This window comes from Rhodococcus sp. D-46 (genome assembly GCF_011290655.1).
Lineage (GTDB): Bacteria > Actinomycetota > Actinomycetes > Mycobacteriales > Mycobacteriaceae > Rhodococcus_F > Rhodococcus_F qingshengii.
On record NZ_JAANTF010000004.1, the window covers coordinates 101,110 to 117,104 of the forward strand.

A 15,995-nucleotide genomic window follows, 5' to 3' on the forward strand; every position below is an offset into this window, starting at 1 on the left:
CAGCTACTTTCGACAATTCGGGCAAATGTCAGATCGAACCCAGCTCCCGCGCACGAGCTACCGCCGACGTCCGCGACTTCACTCCCAACTTGCCGAAGATGTGAACCAGGTGCGACTTGACCGTGGTCTCACTCAGGAACAGTTCTTTGCCGATCTCTCGGTTGGAGCGACCCGCCGCCACCAACTTCAGAACTTCGATTTCCCTTGGGCTGAGGCTGGTTTCGGGTTTGCGTACCCGAGTCATGAGCTTCGACGCGATGGCGGGGGAGAGAACGCTGTCCCCGCTCGCAGCGGCGCGGACGGCTGACAGCAACTCGACCGGTGGTGTGTCCTTGAGTAGGTACCCGCTGGCCCCGGCCTCGACAGCGCTCAAGATGTCTGCATCCGTGTCGTAGTTGGTCACAACGAGTACGTGCGGCGGATTCGGAAGCGCGCACACCGCGCGGGTGGCGTCGACGCCCGTCTTCCCGGGGCCGAATCGCAGGTCCATGAGCACGAGGTCGACCGGCGTGGTGGCGCAGAAGGCTATGGCTTCCTCGGCGGTGCCCGCTTCGCCGACTACCTCGATGTCGGCTTCGCTTTCGAGCAGCGCTCGTAACCCGGCGCGCACGATCGCGTGATCGTCGGCGAGCAGCAGGCGGATCACGGTTCGCCGACTTCGAGAGGAAACGTCACTGCGACGGCCGTGTGTCCCGGCTCGGACTCGATGGAGAAAGTCCCGCCCTGCAGTTCGACGCGCCGGCGAATTGCGTTGAGGCCAAAAGATTCCGCCGGGCCACGTTCGAGAACTGCCACGTCGAAACCGCGACCGTTGTCGACCACGTCGAGGCTGACGGTGTCATCGGAATAGGTCAGTGTCACAGCCATTCTGGTTGCATCGGCATGGCGGAGAACATTGGACACCGCGCCCTGAGCGATGCGTACCAATGTTGCTTCGAGGGGCATCGGCAGCCGCACTGCCTCGCCTTCGACCACGGAGCGCGCTTCCAGTTCAGGACTGCTCGCGCGTTCGCAGATTCGACGAAGCGCGTCGGCGAGCGACTGACCGTCCAAGGCCGCGGGCGTCAATTCGGCTATGAGTTGGCGGGTTTCGGCAAGACTGTCCGCGGCAGTTTCCCGTGCGAGGCTGATCTGACGGATGGCCGGGCTGTCCGGATCGGCGCGTTCGGCAGCGTGAAGGAGCATCTGGATGCTCGAAAGTCCTTGGGCCACGGTGTCGTGAATCTCGGCGGCGAGTCTTTCACGTTCCGCGAATTTTCCGGCATCGCGAGACGTCGACGCCAATTCTTCACGAGTATTCATCAACTCGTCGATGAGACGACCGCGCTCGGCTGCCTCGCGGTACAGCGCTTGATATCCGAGGCCGATTGCAACCGCTACGGCAGCGCCGATGATCGGGCCGACGGCGCCGGCAATCGTCCATCCACGATGCAGGCCGGTGCCGACCACGGCGACAGCCGTTGCCGCGGTGACGGCGAGAAGACTCCAGGGGCGTCGCAGAATATGGAGATAGAGGAAGAAGAGTCCGAACGCGAGGTAGGCGGCGTCGGCGGATACCGCCATCGTCGCGATCCAGACGAGGGTCAGCACGGCCAGCCACCAGCGGGCAGCGTTGCCGCGCAGCCTTTTGGCGACCCCGAAAAGATAGACGGCAACAAAGATCACGGCCAACGCGATGATTGTTGCGGTCAGGTCGGATTCGTCGATCAGCGCTCGAAGAAACACCACACCGGCCAGCGCCATGACAAGGACATGCAGGCCCAGTTGTAGGCCGGCGAAGACAGGCGTGAGCGGAGATCGGTGCATCTCGCCCAGCTTAGCGAGGTTCGGGCCTGGTTCATCCATCAAAAGTTGTAAACCGGGATGGTTCTTTCGAGCGCTGGAATGTCGATCCGAGGTGCGATGGAAAGAGTCTGCATCCGCGAGAGCGTAGAGGCAAGCACAGGAAAGGAATTCACAGTGTTTGTCGCAATGAGGGACTTACGGGCAGCGCGAGGTCGTTTCGCGCTGATCTCCGTCGTGGTTCTGTTGGTTGCACTTCTGGTCAGTTTTCTCAGCGGGTTGACTGCAGGACTTCGCCATCAGAACGTGTCAGCCATCGAGGCCATGAATGCCGACACGGTGGTGTTCGCCGACACCGGAGCCGGGGCGTCGTTCGACGAGTCGGCGCTCACGCAGGACCAGGTCAACGCTTGGACCTCCACGTCGAAGGACGTCGATCCCATCGGAATCGGTCGCGGGAAAGCGGGATTGGCCGACGGAAATCAGAAGTCGGTGGCCCTGTTCGGCGCTGATGGCGGTTTCGGTGACGTGACGCCGTCGGCGTCAGGCACGGTGGTGTTGAGCGAAGGTGCCGCCCGCGATCTGGGGGCGGGCGCCGGCGATCAGGTGAGTGTCGGTACGCAGCAGTTCACCGTCAGCGCCGTTCGCGGTGACGACTGGTACAGCCATTCGCCCGTCGTCTGGATGACGCTCGACGACTGGCAGGCGGCCAATCCACGCGGCGGAGTTGCGACAGTACTGGCTGTCACCGGAGCCTCCGACGCTTCCGCAACGGACAAGGCGGCTGCGACGACGTCGACGACGGTCAGCGGTTCGCTCGACGCGATCGGTTCGTACAAGTCGGAGAACGGGTCGTTGACGTTGATGACGCTCATGTTGTTCGCGATCTCAGCCCTGGTGATCGGTGCGTTCTTCACGGTGTGGACGATCCAGCGAACTCCGGACATCGCGACGCTGAAAGCGCTCGGTGCGACTACCGGTTCGCTGGTGCGCGACGCACTGGGTCAGGCGCTCATCGTTCTGATCGCCGGCGTCACCGTCGGAATCGGGCTGACGGCCGTGGCCGGATCGCTGATCGGTGACGCCATGCCGTTCGTCCTGGACGCATCCACCACCGTCGTACCTGCCGTGGCATTGATCGGGCTCGGTCTGCTCGGCGCGGCCTTTGCACTTCGATTCCTCTCGACCACCGATCCACTCACAGCATTGGGGAGCGCACGATGACCATGACAACCGGCACCACAGTTCTCGACATCCAGAACGTCGATCTGACGTTTCCCGATGGGCAATCGCGGGTGACGGCGCTGGACGACGTGTCTCTGCGACTGCACCGCGGCGAGATCGCCGCGATCACCGGGCCCTCGGGTTCGGGCAAGTCCAGCCTGTTGGCGGTGGCGTCGACGCTGATCCGTCCGGATTCCGGGCACGTCTATCTCCGGACGCCGGAAGGCAGCACCGACATCGCTGCGCTGAGTCGGCGGGCGGCGTCGGAGCTGCGACGCTCGTCGATCGGCATCGTCTTCCAACAGTCGAACCTCGTGTCTTCGCTGACTGCACTGGAGCAGCTCGAGGTGATGGCGCATCTGGGGCAGTCCGTGTTCACGTCGCGGGCCCGTCGCAAGGCCGTGAAATCAAAAGCGATGGATTTGCTGGACGCTGTCGGGCTCGCGGATCAGAGCGGAAAACGGCCGTCCCAGCTGTCGGGAGGGCAGCGACAGCGCGTCAATCTCGCGCGAGCATTGATGAACGATCCGCAGCTTCTCGTGGTCGACGAGCCCACGAGTGCGCTCGATCAGGAGCGCGGTGCCGCTGTCATGGATCTGATCATCGGGGTGGTGCGGGAACGCGAGGCGGCAACCCTTCTCGTGACACACGACCGAAGTCACCTGTCTCGGATGGATACTGTCTATCGTGTTGTTGACGGTTCCTTGGCGGAGGATCAGGAGGCGCTCGCGGCGTGACTCAGGCGGGCACGATTCGGGCATTCGTCACTGCATCCGGGCGGGAAGTCAACCCGCGATTTGCTGGGCAGTTAGACTGTTGTCGACTCGGGCAACTTGAGAGGACGTGTTATGGAACGCCGCCGCAACGTTGCGCAGCCGCCACAATCGCCGATTGCGGATCTGGAGCAGATGCCTGCCCTGATTCTCCTCGACAGGCTTCCGGTGCCGGTCATGGCCGTTCACCGCGATGGCAGCATCGTTTTTGCCAACCCGTCTTTCGCTGACATGCTGGGATATCCCAAGAAGGCCGTCTCGGCGTTGCGTTTGCAGGACATCCTCTACGACAAGGATGCCGACGACGTCAGTGCAGAGCAGGCCCATCGTGAACTGAGTTCCGAGCCGGGCTCGGTCAAGGAGTTCGTGCACTCCGACTCCACGTTGGTGCGCGCGACGGTCAGCCAGTCTCTGCTCCGACGGGACGACGACACGATCACCCTTGCCGTCCTCCACGATCTGACGGAGCGCCTGTGGAACAACCCACGGCACATCGACGACAAGCCCACCAAGTAATCCCAGCTACTTCCGGGATTTGACGGTTCGGTCCAGGCCGAGGGTGGCGGCAAGGGTGTTGACCACCCATTCTTCGTACTGTTGGCCGGTCCAACCCGCGCCGACCACGAGGTCTGTGTAGGTCTCGGGACTGAGCAGCGTGAGTGCGACGTTCACAGCTGTTTCGAGGTCGACGGTTGGCGCTTTTTCGACGATGCCGACCATCAGATGTTCCTGCACCGTGCGTCTCTGAGTGCGGTTGATTTGCCACAGACGGGCGGCGTCCTCGTCGGCGGAAGCTGCGGCCCGCAGTGCCAGCAGGATGTCTGCGGTGCGTTCCAGAATGAGCCGTCCGTGGTGAACCTGAATCCGGAGTTGTCCGAGTGGATGTGGGGCGCCGAGTGCTGCCGCCACCCACGGACGGTCGAGAGTTGCCGTCTTTTCCTCGTCGCCCGCAACGGCCACGTCGAGTAGTGCTGACAGCACGCTCGGCTTGTTGCCGAACACAAAATAGACACTCTGCACCGACACGCCCGCCGCCGCGGCAAGCTGCTTGATCGTGGCGGCCGCGTAGCCGGGATCGACAAAAACCTCACGCGCTGCCTCGATGATCTTGCGCCGCGCCGACGTGTCTTCCCGAAGAACCTCAGTCATGATTAGAGTTTAACTCTAGAGTCGAACTCTAGCGACTCGGGAGGCGAAGTAATGACGAAGGTTCTTGTACTCGGTGGCTACGGTGCCGTCGGGATTCCCCTGATGAAACAACTCGCGAAGGTCCCCGAAATCTCCGCGTACTCCGCCGGCCGTGACCCTGCCCGCGCGGACGTCGTCGTTGATCTTAAAGAACCAGGCGCGTATTCGACTGTGGTTCGAGACTTCGATGTCGTGGTGAATGCGTCGGGTTTCGAGGATGTTCGCCTGGCCGACGAAGCGGTACGCGGTGGGGCGGCATTCGTCGACATCACGGCGACCTCGAGCTACTGCGAAGAATTGGAAGCGGTCGACGGACCCGTTCTGATGGGCGTCGGGTTGGCGCCGGGATTGACCAGTGTCCTTGCAACCGAGGCGCATCGACTCGGCGACGGACCCGTGGACATCCTGATCGGCCTCGGCGGTGGAGAACTACACGGGCCGGCCGCAACGGCGTGGACGTACGGGATGTTGGGCACGAGGTTTCCTGATCCCGACGGACGATCGATTCGCAACTACACCGGGATGAAGACGTTTCGAATACCGGCCGATGCGACCGGCTACCGCACCGGTCCTGCTGTGCGGGCCGACTTTTCGGACCAGCATGCGTTGACGCGAGACCTCGGTGTTCCGGTCAGGACGTACCTGCGATTGGACACGTCCACCGCGACGCTCGGACTTGCGGCCATGACGTGGGCACCCGCGCTACAGAAGGTCGTGCCGAAGAAGCTGTGGGGCTCGGATCGTTGGGTAGCGATGGCCCGAGCGGATACCGGCCCGGCGCTGTGGGTTTCGGGGCGTAGCCAGTCGGTCGCGACGGCAGCTATCGCCGCGCGCGCCGTGCAGGTGATTCGGGATGCCGCGATCTCGAAGCCGACGTGGTTCCACGCGGTGGAAACCACCGAGTCGTTGCAAGCGGCGGTTCCCGAACTGTCAGTGCGGCAATGGGATGGTGCGAGCCGATCGTCCGGCAAGACTGTCCACTAGTCGGGGCGAGCCGAGAAACGGCAATCCGGCGGCCGCATTGGTGAGACAACCGAGTACGACGACGCGGACGACGTGCAGGCCGGCGTGGAGAACATCAGTTGTGGTGAGATCGACCCATGCCGGCCGGAAACCGGCTGCCGTCAGAGCGCTTTCGGTGCCGGCGGCTGATGTCAGAGAGTCGAGTCCCACCTCGCCGACGACGGCACCGACCAGCTCACTCTCGAATCGTGCTTGGATCTCCGGGTCCAGGTGAAGTTGCAGGTGGCATCCGTAGTCCATCACGTCGGCAAAATCCGATCGGTAGGCGCCTGCATAGCTTCGGTCAGCTCGCCAAGGCGCAAGCGGACTGGTCGGGGAGGCCGCGGCTCGACCGATGCCGCTCTCCGGGTTGTCGTAGTCGGCGGAAAGCAGCTGCAGCTGAAGCGCTTCGCCGAGTGACTTGAACGCAGCCGTCTGCGCTTCTTCGTGGCAGGCGGTACCGATGGTCGAGTATCCGGTGAGTCCGTCGTGGACGAGGGCGCCGAGCACCGGGATCCCGAAATCGCTGTCGAATGACAACCACCTGGTCGAGAGGGTGCCGTGATTCCCCAGTCGCCGAAGCACCTCGGGAATGCCGGTGACGATCCGAACGCCGCGTCTTCCGTTCCAGGACAACGTCATCGCGTCTCGTTCGACTATCTCGCGCAAGGCATTGTCGATTGCGAACTTCACCGAGGGTCCGGCGGCGAGACCCGCCTGAGCCACCGGAGAGATCGCCGGACCCGTCCGGGCGACGAAATGAGGATACGAACCCCAGACGAGTTCGGCCGGTACCCAGATATCCGAACCCGTGATCAGGTCGGCTCCGCGAGTCCAGTCCATCTCCAGATCGTCGGTTGGTTCGACGAACGGGAACTGTGGCCGCGCGTACTGGGCAGTGTCGAAACGCGCGAGTTGTGACAGGTCGATGCTTGCTCCGATCAACGCTTCGGCGGACTCGCGGACGATCGGTTTGGCGACGATGTTGCCGCAATACCGTTCCACCGCTTCGCCTATCGCAGCTGCGGTAGGCCGCGCACGGTCACCCAGATCGAAGCAATATCCGGCGCCGGCCGAGTCACTGGACCAGGGTGAAAAGCGTGCTGAATCACTGACATACGAGTGAATCAGCTTGAACTCGGGCGGAAAGTGCTGGGGAACAACGGCGTCGACCAACTCTCGAATGATCCCAGTTCGGCGGTCGACGAGCGAAGATGTCATGCGAGGGGGACCGGCAGATGCAGATGGGTGGTCGATGCGCTGGTCAATCTGCTACCTCCAAGAAGGGGAAAAGCTGCTGGGGCGTTGTTGTACAGGCCCGGAGTCAGGATGCGGACGACGTGCAACCCGGCAATCGAGATGTCGCCGGTGGTGAGATCGACGGAAATCGGCTGGTGTCCCCGTGACATCAGAAGCGCTACGAGAGAAGCCAGATCCAACGGCGCTTCGTCGGGAATCTCTGATACCGAGAGTGTTTCGGTGTAGTCGAAGAGATGTTCCTCTGCGGCCAGGGCCATCACGGGATCGAGATAGAGTTGGGCGACGGTCGGCAGATCGACGATGTCTTTCCATTGCGGATCGAACTCGTCCCGGTAACGACGGTCGGCCCGAAAGGGTTTGTACAGGTGCGCCGGCAGCGTTCCGTCCGCCACGCTGCGCCAGGTCGGCCCGTCGGGGTCGGCGAGGTCGATCGTGATGGCAAGTACGGCATACGCCTCGACAAGCGCCTTCGAGACTGCCGCCTCCACCGTCGGTCGACAAGCTGTGCCCAGCGCGACCAGTCCACGTCGGTCATCGCGGATCCACGCTGCGGCGACGGGAATGCCGAAGGGGGAGGGAAGCAGCAGCACTCGAACGCTCCGGGTCTGGCTCTCCAGATCCCCGAGTTGGCGGTGCGCAGGCAACCGCTCCCAGTCGGAAAGCTCGATCGCCGGCTGTGACCGGTCCCCGCACCACCACAGCGCGGTGGCATCGCGTTCGAGAAGTTCCAGCAGAGCTGACATCTCGGCCTCGTCGCGTGAGCGTCCCGCTGCGATTCCGGCGTACTGCAACGACGCGATCGGTGGCTCGCAGCGACGGGTGCCTGTGTAGTACCCGAGATAAGTCAGGGCCGCAGGCACGTAGGTGGGCACCTTTTCGTCCATGGTGTGACCCAATGCCCAGCGAATGTTCAGATCAGAGGTGAAGGGAACAAAGGGGAATCCGGGAAGGCGGTACTGATCCTCGCTGTACAACGCAAATTTCGCCGGATCGACGACCCGTGAGCCGGCCAGTTCCAGCGCTGATGCACTGCTGCGGACCAGATCTTCGGGGACCACGTTGCCGCAATATCTTTCGACGGCCTCACCGGTTGCCGCCCCGCGGGCCGCTGCATCGTTGCGTATCGAAGCCCCGAATCCGTAAGGGTCCGCGCGAAACAGTGAACCGCTGCCGCCGAAGTTTCTGGTGTCGGCCACCCTCGCGGCCCAACCGACCCAGCCCGTCGGCATGTCCGAGCGAATGTGTGGTTCCAGTGAGGTCAGCACGCCGCTCCGGGCGTCGACCAGCAAGTCATCCACCGTCAGTTCCTCCGAGTATCGGCAGGGTCAACGACCCGGAAAATGATTGGTGCAGTGCGGTACTGCGTGTTCCTCGATAGCGATCACCGTCTCCGAGATTGCGTGCGAGGCGGGGGAAGTCCGATCCGGCGATCCGCAGCGACAAGACATCACCCGCGCGCACTGTGTGCAACACGGGATCCAGATCGATTGTCACCATCGTCGGCTGCAGGCTGACACCCGCGCCACGTGCGATCGATCTGGTGACTCCAGCGGGATCGACGACGCTCAGTTCGGCGATCCAATCGGCTTCGCCCTCGGGCGAGTGCACTTTCAGCTCCACCGATGGTGTTCCGGAGAGTGCGGAGTCGTGCTTGATATCGAAAGTCAAGACAACACAGTTGTTTCGGTCCCGTGAGGCGTCATACAGGAAGCTGTAGGCCGCATCCTTGCGATCTGGTTCGAGATGAACGCGATTCGCACCCGTGACATACGGTTCGGTCGACCATTCGCCGACACCCCGGTCGAATACCCGATTGATGGTCAGGGGCCGCGCAGCGAATACCGATTCCATCCACTCGACCTGAAGGCGGCCGAAACTTGTCTCGCCGACCATTCCAGGGCGGAGGTCGTGCGCCCAGGGGCCCACGATCAAACTCTGCGGCCCGCGCCCCACGGACGTGAAGTGCCGCAGTGTCTCCCGAATCATCGCATCGTCCCAACCGCCGATGTGCAGCCCGGCGATGTCGAGTTCGGAGAGTTCGTCCGCGGACACCAGATCATCGCCACCGAAGTCTTCGCGTTTACGAGCGCGAAGGATCGGCGTCAACCAGCCCGGTGAATCGGAGGTCAGGCCGACCTCCTCGATCATCGACTGCACCGGGAGATGTTCCAGCAAAGACGAATCCGAACGCATCAGTTCAGGGATGAAACCCTCACGAGAGGAAGACGAATCTCCGTGCTCGCCCCACCACGCCAGATGCTCGGCGAGGAGAAGTATCCCCGAGGGATCACGTTTGACGCGGTCGCTTCCGATGGTCGGCACCTTGGAGACGACGCCGTCTACACGAAATGACCGATCGGCGCTGTTGGTCTCGGCAGCAAATGCCCAGGCGGTTCCGGCCGCATACGAAGCCCCGCTTGCGATGACGCACTCCGGTGTCCACGGCTGATCCTGCAGCCACTCGGCAAGGGCGGCGCTGTCCTCGCGCTCGTGGACGTACGGTACCCAAGATCCGGTGGAATCGTGCCGTCCACGTACGTCCTGACAGATGAAGGCAATTCCTCGTGATCGCCATTCGAGCCCCTCCGCCAGATGCCATCCACGCCCGTACGGGGTGCGGATCACGATCAGTCCCCGCGGTGAAGAATCCGGTGGGAGAAGCACATCCGTAGCCAACGAAGAACCGTCTGCCGCCGGGATCTTCACTCCGAGTGAGATCACCGGAGCGTCGGCGCGGGTTCGAGAACGCCGCCGGGCAGTGGTAGCACGGGATGGCGAGTCATCATGAGGGTTCGCGGATTCATCCGGATCTGGTGGTGAAGGTGTGATGGCGGTGCGCCATGTACACCAGCCACGACGTCCGAACATGCAAGCGCACTGGCCATTGCGGCTGCGGTGGGTTCAAGTTCGAGCGGGCGAGGTTCGCTGCCGGCGAGGTGATTCCACAGTGCCTGCAGATGATTCGGGACGCGCGACGCGGCAAGCCGTCGACCGCAGACGTCCCGGTAGCTTGCGCTGCCGATACCGTCGAAGAAGGGTCCGATGCAGATCTCACCCAGCTCCGCGTGGACGGTTTGCCACGGTGTTTGGTTTCGGCGGCACCAGGTATCGAGTTCCGACCACTCGTCGTGAGGAGGAGCCCCGGCAACCGACAGTACGAGGTCCGACGACGCAACGTCGTCTTCGATTGGCGCAGTAGTGGATACGACCTCGAGATGCGGAAGAGCCTTGGAGAGCAGGGCGATGCAAGCATCGGCAACGGGCCCGATCCCGTCCATCAGCACACGCTGTGGGCGCGGAATCTCTGGCACTTGACCTGGAACAGCCAGCACGCCGCGAGAGACGAGGGCGTCGGCGATCTCGATAGCTCCCGGGCCGAGCACCGAACCAGAGCGCCTGAGAAAGTTGTCGAGTTCCGCGAGGTCTTCGGCCGGCGCGCCGATCGTGACCGCGTTCTCGTCCGGTGTCAGGTAATGCCAAGTGCCGTCCGTGGTCGGATACAGCTGGTGTCCGTCGGCGAGGGCGTACACGGATCTCCTTGTCGGTGCCCGCACCCGACGAGTCGGATGCGGGCGGGGTCATCGGCAGATCAGACTGTCGAAACAGTCTGGATCAGGGGAGGTTTCAGCTCTGGAAGCTGAACGGGTTGTCGACGAGGGCGTTGGTGCCCACACCCTGCAGGGCGTGTGCGGACGTTGCCTCGGCAACCGGCTCGAAGGTGAACGGGTTGTCGACGAGAGCGTTGGTGCCGACGCCCTGGAGTGCATTGGCCGGAGCCGAGTTGGAGATGCTGTCGAACGAAATGTTGCTCATTGTCATCCCTTCCGTAATGGAAACCATTTCCATTACGATGCCACCGTACGAAAGATCGCCACGGAGAGCAACAGGTACAAGAGAGTGCATACATGAGCGAGACCCCGACGACGGGATCCGTCGAAGCGCAACCACATGTCTTTCGGGACAGATCGTTTCGATTGTTCTTCACGGCTCGTACGATTGCCGTAGCCGGTGCGGCGGTCACCGGAGTGGCCATGCCGATCCTGGTGTTCGACATCAGCCGGTCTCCGTTTCTCACCTCGCTCGCGGCTGCGGGGACGGTTCTGCCGTATCTCGTGTTCGGCTTGTTCGCCGGCGCCGTGGCAGACCGAGTCAACCGGCGGACGGTCATCCTGTGTGCGCAGGCCCTAGCTGCACTTGCGTTGGCGAGTATTCCGGCAGCGCAGGCACTCGGCGTATTGACGGCGTGGCATGCCGTCGGCGTATCGATGTGCATCGGAACGTGTTTCGTGTGGTTCGACGCCGCTGCTTTCGGAGCGCTGCCTGCTCTGGTCGGTCGGCAGAGGATACCGGCGGCCAACAGCGCGCTGTGGACGTCCAGCACGCTGATCGATGTTGTCTTTCCGGCGATAGCCGGCGTGCTTGTGGCCTCGATCGGCCCGGCCTACGCATTGGGTGCTGATGCACTGGCTTACGTACTGGCCGGGCTGGCCATGGCCTCGATCGGAGCCTCGTTTTCGATGACTCCTGCGGCGCCGAAGAAGTCGGGAACCGGAATTGCGCGTGACATACGCGAAGGCCTCAACTTCCTCTGGCAGTCGCCGCTTCTGCGGGCCTTGACCGGCGTCGGCTTCGTCAATTCGCTGACGCAGGGTGCGGTTACGGCGCTCCTGGTGGTGTACGCATCCGAGAGGCTTGGGATTTCGACGTCGAGTCCGATGATCGGCGCCGTGTGGACGGCCGTCTCCGTGGGTGGAGTGGTCGGGGCAGTCTTGCTCCCACGCCTACCGGCGCAGTGGCCGGTCGGGGCGATCACGGTCGGGGCGCTGACCATCGGCCCGGTGGTGCTGTTCGTCGTTGCGACAACCGGCAATACCGGCGCCGCGATCACGGCGCTCGTCGTCTACTCCGGCTGTGCGACCGTCACCATCCTCAATGGCATCGGTGCACGTCAGCGCCTGACTCCAGATCGTCTGCAGGGGCGCGTGAACACCACGGCGAGGATGGTCGCCTGGGGTGGTTCGCCGGTCGGCGCCTTGATTGCCGGGGCAATCGCAGGACGCTGGGACATCGGCACCGCCTACCTCGTTGCGTGCATCTTTGCGCTGGTCGGGGCGCTCTTCGCGTGGGCGAGCGCGCTGCGGACCGACCCTTATCCGCACAAATGAGCATGTGACTATTAATGAAAACGACTGTCGTTATGGTTAGATCCACCTGTTCATGACTGCGAACCCCACCGACTCAGGAGTGCGATGACGCTGACCAGCGAGGCAGCACCACGAGTGCCGTCGTGTCCACATCCCGTCGGTGAGCGCGGGTACGTCCCGTTTCTGTTGGCCACGGCGGTTGTGCTTGTCGCGGTCTCCACCGTCGCGGTGTGGTCGGGTGCCGCGTCGGTGTCCTTTGCCGACGTGTTCGCGGTGTTGTACGCACACGTCGGCGGTCCGCCGGTCGACCCGCTGCTCGATCGGATCGTGTGGGGATTGCGGGTACCGCGCATTCTGATTGCGGCATTGGCGGGCGCCGGATTGTCGTTGGCCGGCGCCGTGCTGCAAGCGTTGGTGCGCAACCCGATTGCCGATCCGTACATTCTGGGCGTGGGTTCCGGAGCATCCTTCGGTGCAGTACTGATCATGACGACCGGCATCGGCACCGGCCTGTCGATCGGTGTCCCGGTGGCAGCCTTCCTGGGGGCCATGATCTCCCTGATCGCGGTTCTCGTACTGGGTCGGCGAGAGGGAATGCTCGTCCCGCTGCGCATGGTCCTGGCCGGAGTTGCCATCGGCTATCTGCTCTCGGCTGCAACAAGTTTTGTGCAGTTGCGCGCCGATCCGAGTCAGCTTTCGGGAGTGCTCTTCTGGTTGCTGGGCTCGGTGAGCGGGGCCAGTTGGTCGGATCTCGGTGTGCCCGCCGCGGTGATCACCGTCTGTGCGGCAATTCTGTTGACACAATCGCGCCAACTCAACGCGTTGGCCATGGGAGACGAGAGCGCGCAATCGGTCGGCGTGGACGTGCGCCGTACCAGGTTGCTACTACTGGTGATCGCGTCGTTGCTGACCGCGGTTGTCGTATCCGTCGCCGGGGGAATCGGTTTCGTGGGGCTGCTCGTGCCGCACGCCGTACGACTTCTGGTCGGTTCCGATCACGGCAAGCTGCTCCCCGCGACCGCGTTGGTTGGTGCCACCTTCCTGGTGATCGTCGATCTTGCGGCTCGGATGTTGGATGCGCCCAACGAATTACCACTCGGGATCATCACCGCCGGATTGGGTGCACCGTTCTTCCTCTGGTTGCTTCGACGGGACGGCGGTGCGCAGTCATGAGATTGTCGGCCAGCGGAATTCACGTCGTTCGGGGCGGACGCCTCGTGGTTTCGGGTGTAGACCTCGAAGCGCCCGAGGGAAGCGTGGTCGGACTCGTCGGACCGAACGGCAGTGGAAAGTCCTCCCTCCTGCGCGCGTTGTATCGCTCGATGAAGCCTCGAAGCGGAATCGTGAAGGTGGACGAGGTGAATGTTTGGGACGATCTCTCGCCTCGATCGGCGGCATGCATCATCGGTGTTGTGGGGCAGGAGCATTCATCCGATTTCTCGTTCAGTGTCCGCGAGGTGGTTGCAACGGGTCGGACGCCGCATCACAGCGCGTTCTCTCGACTCGGCGAGATCGACCGAGACATCGTCAGCGCCGCACTGGTGCGAACCGGCATGCAGGGCTTTGGATCACGTCTCTTCGCCGAACTGTCCGGCGGAGAAAAACAGCGTGTGATGTTGGCCCGGGCGATCGCTCAACAACCGTCGGTGCTGGTCCTGGACGAGCCCACCAACCACCTCGACATCCGTGCTCAACTCGAATTGATGGAATTGGTCGCCGAACTCGGTACCACGACGATTGTCGCGATCCATGAACTCGCTTTGGCCGCAGCGTATTGCGACTACGTCTGTCTGCTCTCCGGCGGGGTAGTTGTCGCGACAGGACCAACGGCCGAGGTCCTCACCGAGGACCTGCTGTCCGAAGTATTCGGGGTTCAGGTGCATCTCGGCACTCATCCGTTGACCGGGCGCCCCCTGCTCTCGTTCGCACCTCCGCTCCTACACACGAAAGAAGCAGTGTCTTGAAATCCTCGATACGTACTGCCGCGCTGATGTGCTCGGCCGTTACCGCCACTGCAGTACTGACCGCATGCGGAAACTCCATGGCGGATTCGGCGGCGTCGGCGTCCGAGAAGATCACCGTCACCAATTGTGATCGCGAGGTCACGGTGCCCAAGACGGCGGAGCGGATTGTCTCGCTGTATCCGTCGATGACGGAACTTCTCATTCAGCTCGGCGCCGCCGACCGCATTGTCGGACAATCGAATACCGACCTCTCTCCTCCCAGCCCCGAACTCGCTGATCAGTTCGCGGCCGTGCCGGTACTGAGCACCGGAGTTCCCGCGAAAGAAGCATTGCTCGACGCCCGTCCGGATCTGATCGTCTCCGACGGGGAATACTGGTTCGACGGTGACCGATTGCAGACCATGGACGAATTGCGTGACCTCGGCATCCCGATCTTCGTGAACAGCGGCTACTGCCACAAGGCCGTCACCGAAGGGCGGATCGACGACGTCTGGTCCGACCTCGACGGTCTCGGCGCCTTGACCGGAACAAGTGACGCGGCAGCAACCCTCCTGACCGACGGCAAGAAGTCCCTCGCAGCAACCGAGGCATCTGTCGCCGGGCAGGAGCCGGTTCCCACTGTGATGGTTCAGGTTTCGGAGGGACAGTCCTATGCTCTGGCCAGGGGCCTCTACAGCAGTGTGCTCGAGGCCGCCGGGGGAAGCAATCTTTTCGAGAACGACCTTCCCGACGGAAAGTACTTCGGCCAGGTAGCCACGGAATCGGTGCTCGCGAAGTCGCCGAAGGCTGTCCTCGTCGTCTACTCCACCGAGTCGGCTCGGGAATCCACCCTGGATGCTGCGCGGACGGCATTTGCCGGAACCCCCGCCGCGGCGTCGAATGCGATCTTTGCCGTTCCGGAGGCGTGGTTCGCCGGCGAGTTGGTCTCGATCGACGGGGCCGGCGAGGTGTCTCGCCTGCTGCACCCGGGTTCGTGACCGCACTCGAGCGAATCGAGGCCGTCGTATCGCTGCATGCAGTGTTGGACCGGACGGTGAGTCCGTCGGAGCTACCGTTCGACGAGCATGCACTGCCGCCGGTGACGTGTGAATCCGTGGAACTGCCGGCCGCGACGCCACTGCCGGCCTGCGGGTTCGCGGACGTCTTGCAGGCACGGCGGAGCCGCTACGACCCCGCACAGACGGCACTCCGAGCAGGCGAGCTGTCAAACGTGTTGCACCACAGTGTTGTCAGCAGCCCGACGGCGGGCGGGATGCGCGAACTGACGCTGTCGTTTGTTCTCAGCCGACCCGGAGACGAGCTCGGAGCCGGGGTATACCGATATGCCCGAGGCCGTGCCGAAGCTGTCCGGCCAGGCGACGTGCGAGAGCACCTTCGAGCGAGCCTTCTCCAACCCGAGTTCGTCGACGTGTTCCCGGTTCTTCTGTTTGTGGTCGCCGACGTCGAAGCTCCGCTCGAGAAGTACGCGATGCGGCACTACCGCACGATGCACGTGGATGCCGGTGTGCTGGTTCAGAATCTGTACCTCGTGACCGAGGCGATGGGACTTGCGGGCTGCGCCATCGCAGGATTCACGGATGCGCGAGTGGCATCTCTGTTGAATCTCGCGACGACGCAGCTTCCCGTCATGGCTTTTGCACTCGGGAGGCGCAGCTAGG

General features: G+C 63.1%; 17 protein-coding genes. 9 read left to right on the forward strand and 8 right to left on the reverse strand.

Annotation, left to right across the window (positions count from 1 at the left end):
• Positions 1-28 precede the first annotated feature (28 nt).
• A complete protein-coding gene (locus G9U53_RS11195; RefSeq protein WP_003943536.1) occupies positions 29-646 on the reverse strand; it encodes a response regulator transcription factor in 618 nt (205 codons plus the stop codon).
• The gene (locus G9U53_RS11200) at positions 643-1,845 is read right to left on the reverse strand and encodes a sensor histidine kinase (protein WP_003943587.1); all 1,203 of its coding nucleotides are present in this window, start codon (positions 1,843-1,845) and stop codon (positions 643-645) included. Before G9U53_RS11200 ends, G9U53_RS11195 begins: the two co-directional genes overlap by 4 nt.
• 114 nt (positions 1,846-1,959) lie before the next feature.
• On the opposite strand from G9U53_RS11200, the gene G9U53_RS11205 reads away from it, so the two are divergent.
• The 3 genes from G9U53_RS11205 to G9U53_RS11215 all read left to right on the forward strand — a co-directional run bounded on the left by G9U53_RS11205 (position 1,960) and on the right by G9U53_RS11215 (position 4,295).
• Complete coding sequence (locus G9U53_RS11205; protein ID WP_039973533.1) at positions 1,960-3,006, forward strand: ABC transporter permease; 1,047 nt, start codon at positions 1,960-1,962, stop codon at positions 3,004-3,006.
• Positions 3,003-3,743, forward strand: a complete 741-nt coding sequence (locus G9U53_RS11210; RefSeq protein ID WP_003943539.1) for an ABC transporter ATP-binding protein — start codon at positions 3,003-3,005, stop codon at positions 3,741-3,743. Before G9U53_RS11205 ends, G9U53_RS11210 begins: the two co-directional genes overlap by 4 nt.
• Before the next feature lie 111 nt (positions 3,744-3,854).
• Positions 3,855-4,295, forward strand: a complete 441-nt coding sequence (locus G9U53_RS11215) for a PAS domain-containing protein (RefSeq protein WP_003943598.1) — start codon at positions 3,855-3,857, stop codon at positions 4,293-4,295.
• A 6-nt stretch (positions 4,296-4,301) separates the two neighbouring features.
• On the opposite strand, the gene G9U53_RS11220 is transcribed toward G9U53_RS11215, so the two are convergent.
• Complete coding sequence (locus tag G9U53_RS11220) at positions 4,302-4,928, reverse strand: TetR/AcrR family transcriptional regulator (protein WP_003943606.1); 627 nt, start codon at positions 4,926-4,928, stop codon at positions 4,302-4,304.
• Positions 4,929-4,979: 51 nt separating this feature from the next.
• Here G9U53_RS11220 and G9U53_RS11225 point away from each other — a divergent pair, with 51 nt between their 5' ends.
• The gene (locus tag G9U53_RS11225; protein ID WP_042453287.1) at positions 4,980-5,951 is read left to right on the forward strand and encodes a hypothetical protein; all 972 of its coding nucleotides are present in this window, start codon (positions 4,980-4,982) and stop codon (positions 5,949-5,951) included.
• Here the strand turns inward: G9U53_RS11225 and G9U53_RS11230 are convergent.
• From G9U53_RS11230 to G9U53_RS11250, 5 genes are all read right to left on the reverse strand, one after another.
• Positions 5,898-7,190 carry a YcaO-like family protein gene (locus G9U53_RS11230; protein WP_165638693.1) on the reverse strand — a complete coding sequence of 431 codons (1,293 nt, stop codon included), beginning with the start codon at positions 7,188-7,190 and terminating at the stop codon, positions 5,898-5,900. The genes G9U53_RS11225 and G9U53_RS11230 overlap by 54 nt on opposite strands.
• Positions 7,187-8,527 carry a YcaO-like family protein gene (locus G9U53_RS11235; RefSeq protein ID WP_075831737.1) on the reverse strand — a complete coding sequence of 447 codons (1,341 nt, stop codon included), beginning with the start codon at positions 8,525-8,527 and terminating at the stop codon, positions 7,187-7,189. Before G9U53_RS11235 ends, G9U53_RS11230 begins: the two co-directional genes overlap by 4 nt.
• The gene (locus tag G9U53_RS11240; RefSeq protein ID WP_165638694.1) at positions 8,520-9,950 is read right to left on the reverse strand and encodes a CocE/NonD family hydrolase; all 1,431 of its coding nucleotides are present in this window, start codon (positions 9,948-9,950) and stop codon (positions 8,520-8,522) included. The genes G9U53_RS11235 and G9U53_RS11240 overlap by 8 nt, the downstream gene beginning before the upstream one ends.
• The gene (locus G9U53_RS11245; protein ID WP_165638695.1) at positions 9,947-10,759 is read right to left on the reverse strand and encodes a hypothetical protein; all 813 of its coding nucleotides are present in this window, start codon (positions 10,757-10,759) and stop codon (positions 9,947-9,949) included. The genes G9U53_RS11240 and G9U53_RS11245 overlap by 4 nt, the downstream gene beginning before the upstream one ends.
• A 94-nt stretch (positions 10,760-10,853) precedes the next feature.
• The gene (locus G9U53_RS11250; protein ID WP_047272767.1) at positions 10,854-11,042 is read right to left on the reverse strand and encodes a streptamidine-related RiPP repeat protein; all 189 of its coding nucleotides are present in this window, start codon (positions 11,040-11,042) and stop codon (positions 10,854-10,856) included.
• A 92-nt stretch (positions 11,043-11,134) separates the two neighbouring features.
• Here G9U53_RS11250 and G9U53_RS11255 point away from each other — a divergent pair, with 92 nt between their 5' ends.
• From G9U53_RS11255 to G9U53_RS11275, 5 genes are all read left to right on the forward strand, one after another.
• Positions 11,135-12,394, forward strand: a complete 1,260-nt coding sequence (locus G9U53_RS11255) for an MFS transporter (RefSeq protein WP_054827487.1) — start codon at positions 11,135-11,137, stop codon at positions 12,392-12,394.
• A gap of 84 nt (positions 12,395-12,478) precedes the next feature.
• Positions 12,479-13,546, forward strand: coding sequence for an iron ABC transporter permease (locus G9U53_RS11260; RefSeq protein ID WP_047272720.1), 1,068 nt, complete (start codon positions 12,479-12,481; stop codon positions 13,544-13,546).
• Positions 13,543-14,337 carry an ABC transporter ATP-binding protein gene (locus G9U53_RS11265; protein ID WP_064688022.1) on the forward strand — a complete coding sequence of 265 codons (795 nt, stop codon included), beginning with the start codon at positions 13,543-13,545 and terminating at the stop codon, positions 14,335-14,337. The genes G9U53_RS11260 and G9U53_RS11265 overlap by 4 nt, the downstream gene beginning before the upstream one ends.
• Positions 14,334-15,314, forward strand: coding sequence for an ABC transporter substrate-binding protein (locus G9U53_RS11270; RefSeq protein WP_081557174.1), 981 nt, complete (start codon positions 14,334-14,336; stop codon positions 15,312-15,314). Before G9U53_RS11265 ends, G9U53_RS11270 begins: the two co-directional genes overlap by 4 nt.
• Complete coding sequence (locus G9U53_RS11275) at positions 15,311-15,994, forward strand: SagB family peptide dehydrogenase (protein ID WP_165638696.1); 684 nt, start codon at positions 15,311-15,313, stop codon at positions 15,992-15,994. Before G9U53_RS11270 ends, G9U53_RS11275 begins: the two co-directional genes overlap by 4 nt.
• Position 15,995 lies beyond the last annotated feature (1 nt).

Bases quoted from the DNA above. Each gene is read 5' to 3' on its own strand.
- G9U53_RS11200 (WP_003943587.1), bottom strand. From the start codon at position 1,845: ATGGATGAACCAGGCCCGAACCTCGCTAAGCTGGGCGAGATGCACCGA.
- G9U53_RS11210 (WP_003943539.1), top strand. From the start codon at position 3,003: ATGACCATGACAACCGGCACCACAGTTCTCGACATCCAGAACGTCGAT.
- G9U53_RS11215 (WP_003943598.1), top strand. From the start codon at position 3,855: ATGGAACGCCGCCGCAACGTTGCGCAGCCGCCACAATCGCCGATTGCG.
- G9U53_RS11220 (WP_003943606.1), bottom strand. From the start codon at position 4,928: ATGACTGAGGTTCTTCGGGAAGACACGTCGGCGCGGCGCAAGATCATC.
- G9U53_RS11225 (WP_042453287.1), top strand. From the start codon at position 4,980: ATGACGAAGGTTCTTGTACTCGGTGGCTACGGTGCCGTCGGGATTCCC.
- G9U53_RS11230 (WP_165638693.1), bottom strand. From the start codon at position 7,190: ATGACATCTTCGCTCGTCGACCGCCGAACTGGGATCATTCGAGAGTTG.
- G9U53_RS11250 (WP_047272767.1), bottom strand. From the start codon at position 11,042: ATGAGCAACATTTCGTTCGACAGCATCTCCAACTCGGCTCCGGCCAAT.
- G9U53_RS11255 (WP_054827487.1), top strand. From the start codon at position 11,135: ATGAGCGAGACCCCGACGACGGGATCCGTCGAAGCGCAACCACATGTC.
- G9U53_RS11260 (WP_047272720.1), top strand. From the start codon at position 12,479: ATGACGCTGACCAGCGAGGCAGCACCACGAGTGCCGTCGTGTCCACAT.
- G9U53_RS11265 (WP_064688022.1), top strand. From the start codon at position 13,543: ATGAGATTGTCGGCCAGCGGAATTCACGTCGTTCGGGGCGGACGCCTC.